Raw genomic sequence first — 15,420 nt, 5'->3', positions numbered from 1 at the left:
CACGCTCACGCAGATCATCGGGGTACTTCTTCGGTGCCGCCATCGCTAGATCTTCTCCCAGGTTTCGATGTCTCCATCAAACTCGGGGCGGGACACTTATATATTGAGAAGCTTGGAATGCCCTTACCTGGCGAAGCCGCTCAACTTGGTACTCACATCATTGATGGCAACATACGCCGCATACATTCGTGGTACCGACATCACGAAGAGCAAGAGCACGTATGCGCTCCCGGCGCCGGCCAGCGCTGCCCACACGCCGGTAAGGGCGCCCTTTTCGTCCGACGACAGATTCAGTCCCAGGACGAGAAGGGCGGCGTCGAGTGCGCATGCTACAGCGCCTGCAAGGAGATGCGCTGCCGACTCGTCCATCATCTCGCGCTCCGTCAGGAACCGATCTTGCTCTGCTTCCGGATCGTCCAACCATTCCGTGATCTTCAGCCGCAGTGTCGACAGGTGGGTGAAAGCGCTTAGCATCCCTCCAGCCAGAAGCGACACGGCGGTGAGGATCGGCACGGGTGCCTTGAGGTCGGCGTCGCTGCAAAGCATAAAGATCAGCAACGCAGCAGGTGGCAGGCCGAGAACGGCACGCGCCAGCCAGTCCGGCCGAAGGCGGCCATACCGGCCGTCAGCGAGTCCCTTCCAGCTCCCCCGGAACACAGGTATCGGGTTGAAGCGATCCAGCACTGGTCACTCCTCTTCCCGCGAGCGCTCTCGAATCTTGAGCCGGAAGCGGTGCAAGGGTCCCTTGCTACTGCTCCGGCCAGTCGACAGCGATATTGGCCGCAGGCTGCAACCGCATCGCCGTCTTCCTCACCAGAGAGTAGAACTTGGGTGTGTCACTTTTGCTGCCGCCAGGCTGGCTGTATGTGAAGATTTCGGACATCTGGGTAGGGCTAATCTTCCGCGTCTTCGACGACTCGTCGTCCTCCTGGATGACCACGTAGCCTTCGTCCGGGTTCAGGTTGACGATCTCCGGACCAACGATAGCCGCGAGCTGCTTCGCTGCCTCGGCGTCAGTGACCAGTGGCTTGGCGGTCTCCCCGGTCAACTCGTCCTCGGAGGCGCTTGTCTCCATCCACCCCCTAAGTACTCCGACCACCTTTTCAGCCATGTTCACATCGATGACTGATGCAAGCACCTTGTACCTCTTCTGAGGCCGCGTGCCAGCAACGCTGATGGAGTGCTTGACCAGCTCGAGCGCCTGAGCTTTGCCCTCGCGAACCAGCCTGACCAGGCGTTCTTCGTCAGCCAGCGGCTTGACCATGGGGCGCCAGGCCATCCGGCCGGTCTCTCCTTGTGCTCGATACCCCTCCACGTCCTGCTGGGACCGCCAGAAGAGCCACTTGGTGAAGGGAGTAACGGGCGTTGACCGGCTGATGTCCTCAACGGCCAGGACGCCGACCTTGCCATCGCGCGGAAGTGCCAAGACGAGACGGAAACTCTTGGATGGCGCCATGTCGCTGATGTCCGCGTCCCCGGACGGGCCTTCAGGGCTCAGTGCCTTCCCGTGGCTCCCGAACTTCCCGCTCATTACCGTGGCCCGGATGGTGTTCTCGACAACCTGCAACTCTTCCACTCGGAAGGCCGGCTCGTTGGCGTAGTTCACGCCGGAGGCGAGCGCAGCGGCCCCTGCGGTGATCGCCCCCTCCTCCGGCTTCGAAGGAGGGTCGCCGATCATGGTGTCTTGCGACAACGCCTTCAATGCCCGGAGTGCCGCCTCAAGGTAGTGCTCACCCTGACACTCCTTGAAGTTCCTTGGGGCTCGGCCGGATGGGCCAGGTGCGATCCGGAACGAGAAAAGGCGGTATCCATAGAACGCCACTGCGGCACCTCCCGGGCCTTAGGAAGAAACAGATCTCATCGTAAGGCGGGAGCAAATTGATCAAGGACGCTCCTAGGGCACAGCATGGCTCAGGCAAGATCAACAGTGACGGTGCCTACATAGAAATAACGGTGCCTACATATAAATAGAGGTCAGCGCCGCCCTCGTGGTCGTCCTTGGGGGACGACGGGCGAGTCGGCTTGTCCGCCTGACGCTATGGGCTGAATAGACTGCTGAATTGATCTCTTCTCGATCAAGGCGCCGCGCAGGCGCGGCGCGGGCCGGACGCGCTCGGCCTGCTGGCGGCCTCCGGCCGGCATCGGCCGACGCGCCGGCCTCACGGCTGTTAGATCGGATCCGGCTCATGAGTCAGCGTCTCTAGCTGGCAGAGTCGATATCGCTCATCGCGTCCCGGAGTGCCTGCCGAAGAGGTTCCACTGAATCTCTTGCATCCTTAACTACGAGGCTGTCTGCCTTCAGGTACGGTCCGCCTTGGTTGACGCCGTCAGGGTTCTCGTTGAGCTCCCAGAAGAGCTGGTCCTCTGCCGATTCGAATGCGGCCCACGCCCGCCGGATTGGATCGGGCGTCAGAAGGTTGACGCGCGCGCTCAGCCGTTGCGGGTGAATTAGCTCCTCAGACCATCCGGAAGAGGCGACGCCGTACTCATCCGTGATGGCCTCGAAGCTGGACTCTCGGCGCTGTACGTACTCGGCGACATCGATATAGAGGGTGACCCGCAGCTCCCGCAGTCTTTCAGCCTTCTCCCGTGACCAGCGGATCTCATCAGCCTCGCGCTCCCGCTGCCACCGTTGATCCTCGCGCTTGCGGTTAGCTCGCTGAGTGAGCCACGCAGCGGCCACCGAACCAGCCACGCCGAAGGCTGCTACGACAATCGGAACCCACAGGGGCGTGCTCGACGACATGGCGTCAGTTTGACGCCGAGAGTCAAAGGAGAGGTCTGCGCAACTGCGCTGGAAGCCTCAGCTGCGCATGTTAATGGTGCGGGCCGTTGCTACTGCCGCGCCGCTTCGCGGCTTGCCACCGAGTCGTCGTGGGCAAGCCCAGACGCGGCTCAGGGTAGGCGAGTAGAGCTGCTTCGGTTTAGCCCACCAGCTTGATCGTTCTGCCCGCGATCCGCCCACAACCACTCGTGGAGAGCCGGACTCGGCTGGACTCAGCTAGATCAAACGAAGGAAGCCCCTCCGCTGCGTTTCCACAGTTGAGGGGCTTCCGTTTCCCAGTGGTGGCGGGTAGAGGATTCGAACCTCTGTAGCTTTCGCGACGGATTTACAGTCCGCTCCCATTGGCCGCTCGGGCAACCCGCCTGGGAACCACCGCGGTCTCCCGCAGCAGCGGACATCAGGATAGCCGTACCACGGGCGGCCCTCGCAACCGGGTACGGTCGGCATGTCGCGGGGCCCGGATTGCCCCGCTGAAGCACCACTGAGACGAAACAAGCAGGAGTCTGATCATGGCAGCCAGCCCGTCGTTCGACATCGTGAGCAAGGTCGACCGGCAGGAGGTCGACAACGCGTTCAACCAGGCGGAGAAGGAGCTCGCCACCCGGTTCGATTTCCGGGGTACGGGCACCGTCGTCGCCAAGTCGGGGGAGGCGTTCACCATCACGTCGGAGACGGAGGAGCGGGCCACCGCGGCGCTCGACGTCTTCAAGGAGAAGCTGGTGAAGCGGAACATCTCCCTGAAGTCGCTGGACGCCGGTGAACCGCGCCAGTCCGGTAAGACGTACAAAATCGATCTGAAGGTCGTCGAGGGCATCGAGACCGACAAGGCCAAGGCGATCAGCAAGAAGATCCGGGATGAGGGGCCGAAGGGCGTGCAGGCCCAGATCCAGGGCGACCAGCTGCGCGTGACCGGCAAGAAGCGTGACGATCTGCAGGCCGTGATCGCGCTGCTCAAGCAGGAGGACTTCGGCGTCGCCCTGCAGTTCACGAATTACCGCTGAGCGGCGGTCGCCCGCGTCGCAGACTGATGCGGTGGGTACAGCGGCGCTGGGCGGCCTGATCGGGCTGGTGTTGCTGGCGTTCGGCGCGCGCGTCCTGGTCAGTGGGCGCGCCCCGGCGGTGATCGGCCGGTCGTTCCGGACCGATCGGGAGGCCGGCTTCTATCACCTGTTGTTCGGCCTGGCAGTTCTGATCTTCGTGGTGGGCGCACGCCTCGCGGGCGGGACCTCCGGGACGACCGCGTCCGTCGTCTCCGTCGCCCTGGTCGCGGTCGCCGTCGTCCGTTTCCGCCCGCGGGCCCGGCGGAAGGACGACTGACGAGGGGGCCGCGGGCGGTGCGGCGTACCTTCGACGCAGGACCCGGCCGCCGGCCGCTGAGCACCTGTAGTCATAAGGAGACGGACACCGTGATCGACCCGGTCGTGGACGCGGAGTGGCTGCGCGATCATCGTGACGGCGTGGTGCTGGCCGACGTCCGGTGGTACCTGGACGGGCGGTCCGGCCGTGACGCGTACGCGAAGGGCCATCTTCCCGGCGCCGTCTTCATCGACCTGGACACCGCGCTGGCCCGGCACGGCTCGCCGGCCGAGGGCAGGCATCCGCTGCCGGATCCGGGCGTCTTCGCCGCCGCGATGGCGGCGGCCGGGATCGGGGACGACACCCCCGTGATCGGGTACGACGACGCGGGCGGCGTGATCGCGGCCCGCTTGGTCTGGTTGCTCCGGGCGATCGGCCACGACGCGGCGCTGCTGGACGGCGGGCTGACCGCGTGGACCGGCGACCTCACCACCGACGTGCCGCAGCCGGCGCCGGCGACGTTCACGGCGCGGGACTGGCCGGCCGGGCGGATCGCCACCATCGACGAGGCGGCGGCGATCGCCACCGTCGATGACGCGGCCGGTGGCCGGGTGGTGCTGGACGCCCGGGACCGGTCCCGGTTCCGGGGCGACGCGGAGCCGGTCGATCCGCGTCCCGGTCACATCCCGGGCGCCCGGAACCTGCCCTGCCGGGAGAACCTCGCCGCGGACGGGCGGTTCCGGCCCGTGACCGAGCTGCGGGACCGGTTCGCCGAGCAGGGCGTGAGCGACGCGGCCGACGTCATCTCCTACTGCGGGTCCGGCGTGACGGCCTGCCACAACCTGATCGCGATGGAGCACGCGGGTCTGGGCGCCGGCCGGCTCTTCCCGGGCTCCTGGTCGCAGTACGCGCACACCACCCGCCCGGCCGCGACCGGCGACCAGCCCTAGACCTGCGCGTCGAGCCAGCGCTGGTGTGCTTCCCAGGCGGCCTGTTTGCTGCTGCCGACGGCGGCGCCGATCTGTGCCCAGGAGGCCCCGGCGCCACGGGCGGTGCGGATCATCGGCTGCCGCCCGTACCCGGCTTTGCGGATCACCACCTCGCTGAGCGCGAGCATCTCCAGCGCCTCGTCGCGGGTGAGGCCGGGGCTGCCGTCCGGGTCCATGGTGGCCAGGGCGTCGCGCATGCGCAGATCGTTGTACCGGGCGGTCGCCGTCACGAGGGTGTGCCGCGGTTCGAGTTCCTCCGGTGTCGTCACTGGACGATCGTTGCGTCAAGCCAGCTTGACGTCAAGCAGCCTTGACGAAAGGAGCCGAATTGCCCTCACTTCTACCCGTAAATCCGGCGTAAAGCCCCCAATTCTTGGACTCGTAGTCGCGGGATTGACTCAACCGTTCGGCCATTGTTTCGGGAAGTCTCGGTTCGACCCGCCGATGGGCGCTCCCCGTCGCACAACTGGTGTGGCAACATCAGGACACCGATCCGGAATTGCCGTACCAACAGGAGCCTTGCATGTCTGCGAAGAAGCTGAGCCGCCTCGCTGGCTTGGTGCTTGTGCTTGCGGCGGCTTTCGGTGGCGTCACCGCAGGTCACGCGGCGACCGAAGAGCCATCCGCGGTTCGCTACACCACCCTCGACTACGACTGGAACTGACCGAACCGCGACCCTTTCCGCGCGACCTGCAGAGGAGCGCCATGGCCGGCCGTTCACGACCCCGGCGGCGTTCCGCTGATTATGCGTGGCTGATCACCGGCCCGCTTGCTCTGTTCGCGATTGCCTGCACGGCCGGGTTCTGGATCAAGGAACCGGATTGGTACCGGGACTGGCTGCCCGCGGTCCTCCTCCTGGCGCTGTACCTGATCACGCAGTTCGCCGAGTTCAACGTCGTCATCCGGCGCAACGCGTTCTCGGTGACGGTGACCGAGGTGCCACTCGTTCTGGGCCTCTACTACGTCTCGCCGGTGCTGATGATCGGTGTGGTCGTCACCGGTGCGCTCTGCCTGCAGATGCGGGCCACCATGCTTCCGGTCAAGTTGTGGTTCAACGTCGCCAAGCAGGGCGCCAGCATCTGTGCCTCGCTGCTGGTGCTCGAGGCGTTCCCGCCGATCGTCAACGCCGGCCCGGGCACCTGGGGCGTGCTGGCGGTCGCCGTCGCGGTGAACGTGCTGGTGCAACTCGGCTGCCTCGCCGGTGTGATGAGCGTGGTGCAGGGCGGCCGGGCCGGCCCCGATCTGCTCCGGGCCAGCCTCCCCAACCAGATGATCTCCGGCGTCAACGTGGCGGTCGGCCTGCTCTTCCTGATCGCGCTCGAGGCCACCAAGTGGTCGGCGGTCCTGCTCGCCGTCCTGGCGGTCGCGCTGACGCTGTTGCTGCGCTCGTTCGCCGGGGTCTTCCGGCAGCACCGCACCCTCGCCGACGTCTACGAGCTGACCCAGGCCGTCCGTAAGGAGAGCTCGGACAGCGGATTGCCCGACGTTCTGCTGGGCCGGGTTCGTGCCCTCATGCGATCGGAGTACGCGACGCTCTGGCTCGTCCCGAAGGGCCGTTATCCGGAGGTTCTGCTCACCGCCCAGGTGGACAACAAGGGCCTGCTCGACGTCTCACCGGTGCCGGCCCTGATCCGTGATCGTGCGGTGGAGGAGCGCCACGTGGTCGCGGTCGGCCCGCACTTCCCGGACACCGAGGACCTCCGCAGCGAGCTGCGCGAGGCCCGGGCGAAAGACGCCCTGGTGGTCCCGCTCCGGTCCGGTCCGGCCATCATCGGCACGCTGGAGGTGGTCAACCGGCTGGGCGAGACCCGCAGCTTCCGGGACAGCGACATCCAGGTGCTCGAGACGATCGCCGCGCACGCCGCGGCGGCGGTGGAGAACTCGCGTCTGGTCGACCGGCTGCGCCACGACGCGTACCACGATCGGCTGACCGGGATGCCGAACCGGCGCCGGATCGTCGACGCGCTGGCCGAGTCGGTGCGGGTGCACGCCGAGCACGAGGTCGTCGCGGTGGTGCTCTTCGACGTGGACGGGCAGCGCAACGTCAACGAGTCGATGGGCCACGCGGCCGGCGACAAGCTGCTCTCCGAGGTCGCGGCCCGGCTGCGCGGCATCGCGGACTCCGGCGCGCTGGTCGGCCGGATCGGCGGCGACGAGTTCGTGGTCACACTGCGGGCGGAGAGCCTGGAGGCGACCATCACGCTCGCCACCCAGATGCGGGAGCGCCTGCGCGGCCCGATGGCGGTCGGCTCGCTCACCCTGGACGTGGACACCGCGGTCGGTGTGGCGGTCTATCCGGACCACGGCAGCGACCCGGAGACCCTGCTGCAGCGCGCCGAGCTGGCGGCCAACGCGGCCAAGGCCCTGCCGTACGGGGTGCAGCCCTTCCACCCCGCCCTGGAGTCCCGTGCGGTCCGCCGCCTGGGCATCGCCGCCGACCTGCGCCGCGCTCTCGACAACGGGCAGCTGGAGGTCTACTTCCAGCCCATGGTCACGCTGGCCGACCGGCACGTGGTGGGAGTGGAGTGCCTGGCCCGATGGTCGCACCCGGCGCACGGCGAGGTGGCGCCGGAGGACTTCGTGGCCGTCGCCGAGCACACCGGCCAGCTGGCCCGGCTCACCGAGGTGGTGCTCCGGGCCGGCCTGCGGCGCTGCCGGGACTGGGCCGCGGCGGACCGCCCGCTGGCGATCGCGGTGAACCTCTCCGCGCGGACACTGCTCGACTCCCGCTTCCCGGACCTGGTCGAGGAGATGCTGGCGGAGTACCGCGTCGATCCCGGCCAGCTGACCTTCGAGATCTCCGAGCCGGGGATGCTCAACGACATCGAACGGGTGCTGCCGACGCTGTACCGGCTGCGCGACCTGGGCGTCCGGCTGAGCGTCGACGACTTCGGCACCGGGGCCTCCTCGCTGGCGTACCTGCGACAGTGGCCGGTGCACGAGGTGAAGATCGACGACACGTTCGTGCAGGGCATGGCGACCGACAACGGTGATCTTGCGATCGTCCGGGCGGTGGTCGGGCTCTCCCGGGAGTTCGGGCTCACGGTGGTGGCCGAGGGAGTGGAGAGCGAGCTCACCCTGGACCTGCTGGAGGAGATGGGCTGCGAGCTCGGCCAGGGTTACCTCTTCAGCCGGCCGTTGCCGTTCGAGCGGCTGGAGGCGTGGCTGTCCGCCCAGACCGAGCCGGAGTCCACACCGACCGGGGAGGTCCGAAGGCTCCGAGCCGTGATCTGAGCAGGCATTTCACGGGGGTGGGGGTACCGATTTCACCCCCGGCCAGAGGCCGTGTAGTCTTACTTCTGCAGCGAGCGAGAGATCGCGAAGCAGCAAGCCCCCTTAGCTCAGTCGGCAGAGCGTCTCCATGGTAAGGAGAAGGTCTACGGTTCGATTCCGTAAGGGGGCTCTTCCGGGTTCGTTCCCGCCCCGCCGGCGATGAACTATGAGCCTGGCTCGGCGGTGTAGCTCAGATGGCAGAGCAAGCGGCTCATAATCGCTGTGTCGCCGGTTCAAGTCCGGCCACCGCTACTTGGTAAAATCCCTGGTGGTTCCCCGTCCTGGGGCCCACTTTGCAGAGCGACGGTCCTAGCGTCTACGCTGGTACGTCGACAGTTAGAACCCGTTAGCAGGAAGGCACCCCGCCGTGGCCAAGGCGACCGACGTCCGTCCGAAGATCACCCTGGCGTGTACGGAGTGCAAGGACCGGAACTACATCACCAAGAAGAACCGGCGTAACGACCCGGACCGGATTGAGTTGAAGAAGTTCTGCCCCCGTGACGGGAAGCACACCCTGCACCGCGAGACCCGCTGATCTCAGCGTCAGAAGTTTCACCCTGCGCCGTCCGGAGTCATCCGGGCGGCGCAGAGTAGTTTGTGGGGCATGTCCCTGGACCAGTCTTTCGTCGGCCGCAGCTGGCCGGCCACCGAGCCCTATCTCGTGGGCCGGGAGAAGATCCGCGAATTCGCCCGGGCGATCGGCGCCACCGACGCGGAACACCACGACCCCGAGGCGGCCCGCGCCGCCGGCTACCCCGACGTGGTCGCCCCACCCACGTTCCCGGTGGTGTTCACCATGGCCTCGAGCCGTCAGATCATCTCGGATCCGGCGCTCGGCCTCGACTACAGCCGCGTGGTGCACGGCGACCAGAGATTCGCCTACACCCGTCCGGTCGTCGCCGGTGACGCCCTGATCTGTGTCAACTCGGTCGAGGACATCACCAGCCGGGGCGGGCACGAGTTCATCACCACGCGGACCGAGGTGAGCACGGAGGCCGGCGAGCCGGTCGTCACGGTCTGGTCGAAACTGGTGCAGCGCGGCGAGGAGGCCAAATGAGCGAAGTTCTGGAGCCGCAGACGTTCCGGGTCACCCGGGCGGATCTGGTCCGTTACGCGGGCGCCTCGGGCGACTTCAACCCGATCCACTGGAGCGAGCGGACCGCCACCGGCGTCGGCCTGCCCGGTGTCATCGCGCACGGCATGTTCACGATGGCTCTGGTCGGCCGCGCGGTCACCGCATGGGCCGGTGCAGCCGACGCGGTCGTCGAGTTCAGCGTGCGGTTCGCCCGGCCGGTGCCGGTGCCGGACACCGACGAGGGGACCGAGATCGTGGTGGGCGCGACGGTCAAGGAGATCACCGAGGACGGACACACCCGGCTGAGCCTGACCGCCACCTGCAACGGCGACAAGGTACTGTCCTTGGCACAGGCGCTCATCAGGAAGCGGTAGCCCGGGTTGGGATAACGCCGGGCGTACCCGTACACTGGTGCGCCGTGGGGCACTGAACCGTATTCGGTGCAGGTCCCGCAAAGGGGTGTAGCTCAATTGGCAGAGCAGCGGTCTCCAAAACCGCAGGCTGCAGGTTCAAGTCCTGTCACCCCTGCGCAAACCTCCTCGACGTGCCCGCCCGGTGCGCGGTTCGCACAATCTCCGCGTCCGGTCGAGTGCTGACGGGAACATCAACACCTACCGACGACGGAAGTAGGGCGAAGTGGCCGAGAAGGACCGGCCCGGTGACGACGTCCCGGGCGACGACGAGGTACTCGCCGACGCCGCCGCCGGCGGTGATGTGCCGGACGACGGCGCCGACGCAGCGACCGGCAGTGGCGGGACCGCACTGGCCGAGCGTTCGGCCGACTCGGACAGCCCGAAGGCCACGAAGCGTCGCAGTGGCGGACCCCTCGGCCGGGTGGGTGGCTTCTTCCGCGAGGTCGTCAGCGAGCTCCGCAAGGTCATCTGGCCGACTCGCAAGGAGCTGCTGACCTACACGAGCGTTGTGATCGTCTTCGTGACGGTCGTGACCGCGATCGTGGCAGGCTTGGACTACGCCTTCGGTAAGGGCATTCTCTGGGCTCTCGGCTGATCCGCCGTTTCCCCGTACGAGAACAGAACCGAAGAGACCTGATCTGGAGAAGTGAGCGAGCGTGCCTGAGTACGACGACGAGACCGCGCAGTTTGCTGACGAGCAGTCGTCGCTGGACACCGACGAGTCGGTAGAGGCGGCCGCGACGTCGGCCGCCACCCAGGCGCCCGAAGCGGACGAGACCTCCGAGCCGGTTGCGGCCCCCGAGGCCGACGAGGACTACGACCCCGTCAAGGAGCTGCGGCAGAAGCTGCGGTACGCGCCCGGCGACTGGTACGTGGTGCACTCCTACGCCGGTTACGAGAACAAGGTCAAGACCAACCTCGAGACCCGCATCACGAGCCTCGACATGGAGGACTTCATCTTCCAGGTCGAGGTTCCGACCCGCGAAGAGGTCGAGGTCAAGAACGGCAAGCGCAACCAGGTGCAGGCCAAGGTCTTCCCCGGCTACATCCTGGTCCGGATGGACCTCACCCCGGAGTCCTACTCCTGTGTGCGCAACACGCCCGGCGTGACCGGCTTCGTCGGCGCCACCGACCGGGTCGACCGGCCGGCGCCGCTCTCGCTCGACGAGGTGCTGAAGTGGCTGGCCCCGGCCGTCGTGGCCGAGGAGAAGAAGCCGAAGCTCGAGGTCAAGGTCCTCGACTTCGAGGTGGGCGACTCGGTCACCGTCACGGACGGCGCCTTCGCGTCGCTGCCGGCCTCGATCAGCGAGATCAACGCCGACCAGCAGAAGCTCAAGGTCCTGGTTTCGATCTTCGGCCGGGAGACCCCGGTCGAGCTGAACTTCAACCAGGTCACCAAGATCTGATCGTCAGAACGTCTGGCGATATCAGTGGGAGGGGCCGCCCCGTGCGGTCCCGCCATCAACCACAGGAGTAAGTGAAATGGCACAGCGCAGCAAGGCGTACCGCAACGCCGCCGAGAAGATCGACGCCAACAAGCTCTACGAGCCCAAGGAAGCGGTCACTCTCGCCAAGGAGACCAACCCGGTCAAGTTCGACGCCACCGTCGAGGTCGCGATGCGCCTCGGTGTCGACCCGCGTAAGGCCGACCAGATGGTCCGCGGCACTGTCAACCTGCCGCACGGCACCGGCAAGACCGCCCGCGTGATCGTTTTCGCCCAGGGCGCGAAGGCCGAGGAGGCCGTCGCGGCCGGCGCTGACGAGGTCGGCACCGACGAGCTCGTGGCCCGCATCCAGGGTGGCTGGCTGGACTTCGACGCTGCGATCGCGACGCCGGACCAGATGGCCAAGATCGGCCGGATCGCCCGGATCCTCGGCCCGCGTGGCCTCATGCCGAACCCGAAGACCGGCACCGTGACCATGGACGTCACCAAGGCCGTCAACGAGATCAAGGGCGGCAAGATCACCTTCCGGGTGGACAAGCACTCGAACCTGCACATGATCATCGGCAAGGCGTCCTTCTCGCCGGAGCAGCTGGTCGACAACTACGCCGCGGTGCTCGACGAGGTCCTCCGGGCCAAGCCGTCCGCCGCCAAGGGCAAGTACCTGAAGAAGGTCACCGTCGCCACCACGATGGGCCCGGGCGTCCAGGTCGACCCGAACGCCACGAAGAACCTGCGCGGCGCGGACTCGACCGAGGGCTGACACAGCCGGCATCAGCAACGCGAGCAAGGCCCCCGGGGACACCCCGGGGGCCTTTTTCGTGGCAGGCTTCCGGCCATGCGTTTCGAGGGCATCTGGTTCCGGTACGCCCGCCGCGCCCCCTGGGCTCTGCGGAACGCCGAGGCCACTGTCGACCCGGGCAGCGTCGTCGTGGTGCTCGGCCACAACGGCGCCGGCAAGTCCACGCTGCTCCAGCTGGCGGCAGGCGTGCTGCGACCGGTCCGCGGCACGATCCGGGACCGGCCGGCGGTGGTCGGCTGGGTTCCGGAACGCTTTCCCGCCGCGCTGCCGTTCAGCTGCGCCGGATATCTGCGGTCGATGGCGGCGGTGCGTGGCGTGCGGCAGGGCGCCGCCGACGAGTGGATCGAGCGCCTCGGTCTGGCCGCGCACGCGGAGACGCCGCTCGCCGACCTCTCCAAGGGCACCGCGCAGAAGGTCGGCCTCGCGCAGGCCCTGCTCACCCCACCCGGCCTCCTGGTCCTGGACGAGCCGTGGGAAGGGCTGGACGCCGCCTCCCGCTCGCTGGTCCCGGAGATCGTCGCCGAGGTGACCGGCCACGGGGGAGTGGTCCTGGTGAGTGATCACCGAGGGGAGATCGCCAGCCTCCCGGGCGCGGCGCACTGGACCGTCACCGACGGCGAGCTGCGGGTCACGGATGCGCCGGCGCACGTCCCGGCGCAGTTCGCGGGTGGTGCGGCAGCGCCGGCGGACGAGGTGATCGTCGAGGTGGCGGTGCGGCGGCAGGAAGCCGCCGCGGCGGTGGCCGGGCTGCGTGCCTCCGGTCACCGTGTCATTGGGGTACGGCCGACGCCCGCCCCTGCCGAGCAGTTCCCCACGGGTTCTGGCGTCACCGGTCCCGCCACCACCGGTCAGGCCACCACCGAGGAGGAGCGATGATCGCGCTGGCCCGGATGCGGACGGCCGGTTTCCTGCGCAGTGGCCGGGCCCTGGCCCCGCTGGTCGCCGTGCTGGTGGTGCTCTCGGTGCTCTACGGCGGCGGCCCGTCCCCGGCCGCCGAGGCATACGGCTACTCGGCGGCGGCGCTGTTCGCGGTGCTGGCCTGGATCACCAAGCTGGTGCTGGACATCGAGCCGGACGTGCAGCGGCAACTGGCCCGGCTCGCCGTCGGCCCGGCTCGGGAGGCGACGGCCGGCCTGCTGGCGGCCGCGGTGCTCGGCGCCGGGGTGTGCCTGCTGGCGATGCTGGCGCCCTGGGCGTTCGGCGGCATCCGGGGTCCGGTGGCCGGTTCGGACGAGCCGTCGACCGGGGTGGGTGTGCTGCTCGGCGGGGCGGCCCATCTGCTGGCGCTGCTCGGTGCGCTGGCGCTCGGCGCGCTGGCCGGCCGGGCGGTGACCCGGCGGGTGCTGCCGGGGGTGGCGGTGCTGGTTACCGGGTCGATCCTGGTGATCGTGCTGGGCTTGCGGGACTCGATCGTGCCGTGGCTGGTGCCGCCGGTGATGGCGACCGCGCGGGCGCTGAGCGAGGGCGCCGCGCCGGCCGCCGGGACCGTGCTCGGGCTCGCCGGCTGGACGCTGCTGTGGTGTGCCGTGGTGTTCGCCGTCTATGCCCGGCTGCGCCGCGGACGGTCCTGACCGGGTGCTCGCTTCGCCCATCGATCGGGGGCGGACGGAAACCCGGCGAAGCGCGGGACGGGGCCGATTTGGTTTTGGACGGCCGTTGCGCGTACTGTTACGTCTCGAAGTTCCACCCATAGACCGCTGGTCGCCGCAGTGACCGTCACCACGACGGACGCCGCGGCCGAAGGTCCCGCACGAGCGGGCGACCTGCGCAGGGCTGAACGGTGAAGATCCCGGGCGTGCGAGTTGCGCCTGATGTCGCCCCGTGCCCCTGCGCCGGGGCGTTTTGCTTGTGCGGACCCTCTCGACCAGTGGCTGGACACTGAGAGAGGAGGGACATGGCGGACAAGCCGGTCCGGGCCGACAAGGCTTCGGCCGTTTCCGAGCTCACGGACCACTTCCGTGCCTCGACGGCCACCGTGTTGACCGAATACCGCGGCCTCACCGTGAAGGAGCTCACCGAGCTCCGTCGCTCGCTGGGCAGCGAAGCCAAGTACGCGGTCGCGAAGAACACTCTCGCGAAGCGTGCGGCGACCGACGCGGGCATCGAGGGTCTCGACGCTCTGTTCACCGGTCCTACCGCGCTCGCCTTCGTGAAGGGCGATGTGGTCGAGGCGGCCAAGGGCCTTCGTGCCTTCGCCAAGGCCCACCCCGTTCTCGTCATCAAGGGCGGTGTCTTCGAGGGCAAGGCTCTCACGGCTGACGAGGTCAACAAGCTTGCTGACCTCGAGTCGCGTGAGGTGCTGCTGGCCAAGCTGGCCGGCGCCATGAAGGGCAACCTGACCAAGGCGGCCGGTCTGTTCCAGGCCCCGCTCGCGCAGGTGGCTCGCCTCGGGGCGGCCCTGCAGGAGAAGCGCGAGAAGGAAGGTTCCGCCGAGGCCTGATCGGCCTTGCGGTTCCGAACAAACTTTTTAGTTCAAAGCTAGGAAAGGTTGCCTGATATGGCGAAGCTCAGCACCGACGAGCTGCTTGACGCGTTCAAGGAGATGACGCTGATCGAGCTCTCCGAGTTCGTGAAGCAGTTCGAGGAGACCTTCGAGGTCACCGCCGCCGCTCCGGTCGCGATCGCGGCCGGCCCGGCTGCCGGTGGCGCCGCTGCCGAGGCCGAGGCGGAGAAGGACTCCTTCGACGTCGTCCTCGAGGGCGACGGCGGCAAGAAGATCCAGGTCATCAAGGTCGTGCGTGAGCTGACCGGCCTGGGCCTCAAGGAGGCCAAGGACGCCGTCGAGAGCGCCCCCAAGGCGATCCTCGAGGGTGTCAACAAGGAGAAGGCCGAGGCCGCCAAGGCCAAGCTCGAGGGCGAAGGCGCCAAGGTCACCCTCAAGTGATCTAACGCTCCTCAGCGTTACTTGTCGATGGCGGGAATCCATGATGGGTTCCCGCCATCGGTGTTTCTCGGTGTCCGTTTCGGCAGCTCACGACGACCCGATCGGCGGGCGGCCACAACACGCTGCAAAGCATGTCAAAGCTCGCTATCCATGCGTTATGGTCCCTTTGGTGCGCCAGCCGGATGACCGTACCCGTCCGACCCGCGGCACAGCTCTTGACTGTGTGTCCCCTGACAGGCACGCTGACATCAGCAAGTTTCCGCGCTTGCGACAGTCGCGCTGTGGGTAATCGGTGGTGTGCCGATCCTCGCAGACCGGCACCCGAGGAAGAGTTGCCGCGTTTCTGAGCGGCCCCACCGCTGGTGAGGGCATGTTCCGCGGGCCACCTCAGGTGTGGGCTGGACAGCGGTTAGCCGAGCGGCTACACTGCTAGTTTGCGCTGCCTTCTGTCTTGATGCCTG

Annotated in this window: 19 protein-coding genes and 4 tRNA genes; 18 read left to right on the top strand and 5 right to left on the bottom strand. The window is 67.7% G+C overall.

Annotated features, from left to right (window positions below; genetic code table 11):
• Positions 1–123: 123 nt before the first annotated feature.
• From AB0F72_RS12125 to AB0F72_RS12110, 4 genes are all read right to left on the bottom strand, one after another.
• Complete coding sequence (locus tag AB0F72_RS12125) at positions 124–684, bottom strand: hypothetical protein (RefSeq protein ID WP_360429268.1); 561 nt, start codon at positions 682–684, stop codon at positions 124–126.
• Positions 685–748: 64 nt separating this feature from the next.
• Entirely contained in the window at positions 749–1,822 is a 1,074-nt protein-coding gene (locus AB0F72_RS12120) for a hypothetical protein (protein ID WP_360429265.1), read from the bottom strand.
• Between the two features lie 378 nt (positions 1,823–2,200).
• The gene (locus AB0F72_RS12115) at positions 2,201–2,746 is read right to left on the bottom strand and encodes a hypothetical protein (RefSeq protein WP_360429262.1); all 546 of its coding nucleotides are present in this window, start codon (positions 2,744–2,746) and stop codon (positions 2,201–2,203) included.
• Positions 2,747–3,064: 318 nt separating this feature from the next.
• Positions 3,065–3,148 (bottom strand) — tRNA-Tyr (locus AB0F72_RS12110).
• 146 nt (positions 3,149–3,294) lie between these two features.
• On the opposite strand from AB0F72_RS12110, the gene AB0F72_RS12105 reads away from it, so the two are divergent.
• From AB0F72_RS12105 to AB0F72_RS12095, 3 genes are all read left to right on the top strand, one after another.
• Positions 3,295–3,786, top strand: coding sequence for a YajQ family cyclic di-GMP-binding protein (locus AB0F72_RS12105; RefSeq protein WP_360429259.1), 492 nt, complete (start codon positions 3,295–3,297; stop codon positions 3,784–3,786).
• A 31-nt stretch (positions 3,787–3,817) separates the two neighbouring features.
• Positions 3,818–4,102 carry a hypothetical protein gene (locus tag AB0F72_RS12100; protein WP_360429256.1) on the top strand — a complete coding sequence of 95 codons (285 nt, stop codon included), beginning with the start codon at positions 3,818–3,820 and terminating at the stop codon, positions 4,100–4,102.
• 89 nt (positions 4,103–4,191) lie between these two features.
• Positions 4,192–5,031, top strand: a complete 840-nt coding sequence (locus tag AB0F72_RS12095; protein ID WP_360429253.1) for a sulfurtransferase — start codon at positions 4,192–4,194, stop codon at positions 5,029–5,031.
• On the opposite strand, the gene AB0F72_RS12090 is transcribed toward AB0F72_RS12095, so the two are convergent.
• Positions 5,028–5,339, bottom strand: coding sequence for a hypothetical protein (locus tag AB0F72_RS12090; protein ID WP_360429250.1), 312 nt, complete (start codon positions 5,337–5,339; stop codon positions 5,028–5,030). The two genes, AB0F72_RS12095 and AB0F72_RS12090, sit on opposite strands and share 4 nt — an antisense overlap.
• A 254-nt stretch (positions 5,340–5,593) precedes the next feature.
• Between AB0F72_RS12090 and AB0F72_RS12085 the strand changes: the two genes are divergently transcribed.
• The 15 genes from AB0F72_RS12085 (at position 5,594) to rplL (ending at position 14,959) form a co-directional block, all read left to right on the top strand.
• The gene (locus AB0F72_RS12085; RefSeq protein WP_360429247.1) at positions 5,594–5,734 is read left to right on the top strand and encodes a hypothetical protein; all 141 of its coding nucleotides are present in this window, start codon (positions 5,594–5,596) and stop codon (positions 5,732–5,734) included.
• A 41-nt stretch (positions 5,735–5,775) separates the two neighbouring features.
• On the top strand, positions 5,776–8,304 hold the full coding sequence (locus AB0F72_RS12080; RefSeq protein ID WP_360429244.1) for an EAL domain-containing protein: 2,529 nt from the start codon (positions 5,776–5,778) through the stop codon (positions 8,302–8,304).
• A gap of 96 nt (positions 8,305–8,400) precedes the next feature.
• Positions 8,401–8,473: transfer RNA gene (locus AB0F72_RS12075), tRNA-Thr, on the top strand.
• 49 nt (positions 8,474–8,522) lie between these two features.
• Positions 8,523–8,595: transfer RNA gene (locus tag AB0F72_RS12070), tRNA-Met, on the top strand.
• A 115-nt stretch (positions 8,596–8,710) separates the two neighbouring features.
• Positions 8,711–8,878: a 50S ribosomal protein L33 gene (rpmG, locus tag AB0F72_RS12065; RefSeq protein WP_014440704.1), complete on the top strand. Its 168-nt coding sequence runs from the start codon at positions 8,711–8,713 to the stop codon at positions 8,876–8,878.
• A 69-nt stretch (positions 8,879–8,947) separates the two neighbouring features.
• Positions 8,948–9,400, top strand: a complete 453-nt coding sequence (locus AB0F72_RS12060; protein WP_360429241.1) for a MaoC family dehydratase N-terminal domain-containing protein — start codon at positions 8,948–8,950, stop codon at positions 9,398–9,400.
• Positions 9,397–9,792, top strand: coding sequence for a MaoC family dehydratase (locus AB0F72_RS12055; protein WP_360429238.1), 396 nt, complete (start codon positions 9,397–9,399; stop codon positions 9,790–9,792). The genes AB0F72_RS12060 and AB0F72_RS12055 overlap by 4 nt, the downstream gene beginning before the upstream one ends.
• A gap of 81 nt (positions 9,793–9,873) precedes the next feature.
• A tRNA-Trp gene (locus AB0F72_RS12050) sits at positions 9,874–9,946 on the top strand.
• A 108-nt stretch (positions 9,947–10,054) separates the two neighbouring features.
• Positions 10,055–10,426, top strand: a complete 372-nt coding sequence (gene secE / locus AB0F72_RS12045) for a preprotein translocase subunit SecE (protein WP_360429235.1) — start codon at positions 10,055–10,057, stop codon at positions 10,424–10,426.
• 61 nt (positions 10,427–10,487) lie between these two features.
• Entirely contained in the window at positions 10,488–11,237 is a 750-nt protein-coding gene (gene nusG, locus AB0F72_RS12040; protein ID WP_360429232.1) for a transcription termination/antitermination protein NusG, read from the top strand.
• Positions 11,238–11,313: 76 nt separating this feature from the next.
• Positions 11,314–12,036: a 50S ribosomal protein L1 gene (gene rplA, locus AB0F72_RS12035; protein ID WP_360429229.1), complete on the top strand. Its 723-nt coding sequence runs from the start codon at positions 11,314–11,316 to the stop codon at positions 12,034–12,036.
• A 75-nt stretch (positions 12,037–12,111) separates the two neighbouring features.
• A complete protein-coding gene (locus tag AB0F72_RS12030; protein WP_360429226.1) occupies positions 12,112–12,951 on the top strand; it encodes an ATP-binding cassette domain-containing protein in 840 nt (279 codons plus the stop codon).
• Positions 12,948–13,646: a hypothetical protein gene (locus tag AB0F72_RS12025; RefSeq protein WP_360429223.1), complete on the top strand. Its 699-nt coding sequence runs from the start codon at positions 12,948–12,950 to the stop codon at positions 13,644–13,646. The genes AB0F72_RS12030 and AB0F72_RS12025 overlap by 4 nt, the downstream gene beginning before the upstream one ends.
• Positions 13,647–13,969: 323 nt before the next feature.
• Positions 13,970–14,515, top strand: a complete 546-nt coding sequence (rplJ, locus tag AB0F72_RS12020) for a 50S ribosomal protein L10 (protein ID WP_360429220.1) — start codon at positions 13,970–13,972, stop codon at positions 14,513–14,515.
• Positions 14,516–14,572: 57 nt separating this feature from the next.
• Positions 14,573–14,959: a 50S ribosomal protein L7/L12 gene (gene rplL / locus AB0F72_RS12015; protein ID WP_360429217.1), complete on the top strand. Its 387-nt coding sequence runs from the start codon at positions 14,573–14,575 to the stop codon at positions 14,957–14,959.
• The last annotated feature ends 461 nt before the right edge of the window (positions 14,960–15,420 follow it).

Origin of the sequence: Actinoplanes sp. NPDC023936 (assembly GCF_040639325.1) — a bacterium.
Classification (GTDB): Bacteria; Actinomycetota; Actinomycetes; order Mycobacteriales; family Micromonosporaceae; genus Actinoplanes.
The sequence above is the reverse complement of the archived record's forward strand: the minus strand, read 5'-3'. Positions and strand labels throughout refer to the sequence as shown.

Excerpts from the sequence above, each read along its gene's own strand:
- AB0F72_RS12115 (WP_360429262.1), bottom strand. The coding sequence starts at position 2,746 with ATGTCGTCGAGCACGCCCCTGTGGGTTCCGATTGTCGTAGCAGCCTTC.
- AB0F72_RS12105 (WP_360429259.1), top strand. The coding sequence starts at position 3,295 with ATGGCAGCCAGCCCGTCGTTCGACATCGTGAGCAAGGTCGACCGGCAG.
- AB0F72_RS12085 (WP_360429247.1), top strand. The coding sequence starts at position 5,594 with ATGTCTGCGAAGAAGCTGAGCCGCCTCGCTGGCTTGGTGCTTGTGCTT.
- AB0F72_RS12080 (WP_360429244.1), top strand. The coding sequence starts at position 5,776 with ATGGCCGGCCGTTCACGACCCCGGCGGCGTTCCGCTGATTATGCGTGG.
- AB0F72_RS12060 (WP_360429241.1), top strand. The coding sequence starts at position 8,948 with ATGTCCCTGGACCAGTCTTTCGTCGGCCGCAGCTGGCCGGCCACCGAG.
- AB0F72_RS12055 (WP_360429238.1), top strand. The coding sequence starts at position 9,397 with ATGAGCGAAGTTCTGGAGCCGCAGACGTTCCGGGTCACCCGGGCGGAT.
- rplA (WP_360429229.1), top strand. The coding sequence starts at position 11,314 with ATGGCACAGCGCAGCAAGGCGTACCGCAACGCCGCCGAGAAGATCGAC.
- AB0F72_RS12030 (WP_360429226.1), top strand. The coding sequence starts at position 12,112 with ATGCGTTTCGAGGGCATCTGGTTCCGGTACGCCCGCCGCGCCCCCTGG.
- AB0F72_RS12025 (WP_360429223.1), top strand. The coding sequence starts at position 12,948 with ATGATCGCGCTGGCCCGGATGCGGACGGCCGGTTTCCTGCGCAGTGGC.
- rplJ (WP_360429220.1), top strand. The coding sequence starts at position 13,970 with ATGGCGGACAAGCCGGTCCGGGCCGACAAGGCTTCGGCCGTTTCCGAG.
- rplL (WP_360429217.1), top strand. The coding sequence starts at position 14,573 with ATGGCGAAGCTCAGCACCGACGAGCTGCTTGACGCGTTCAAGGAGATG.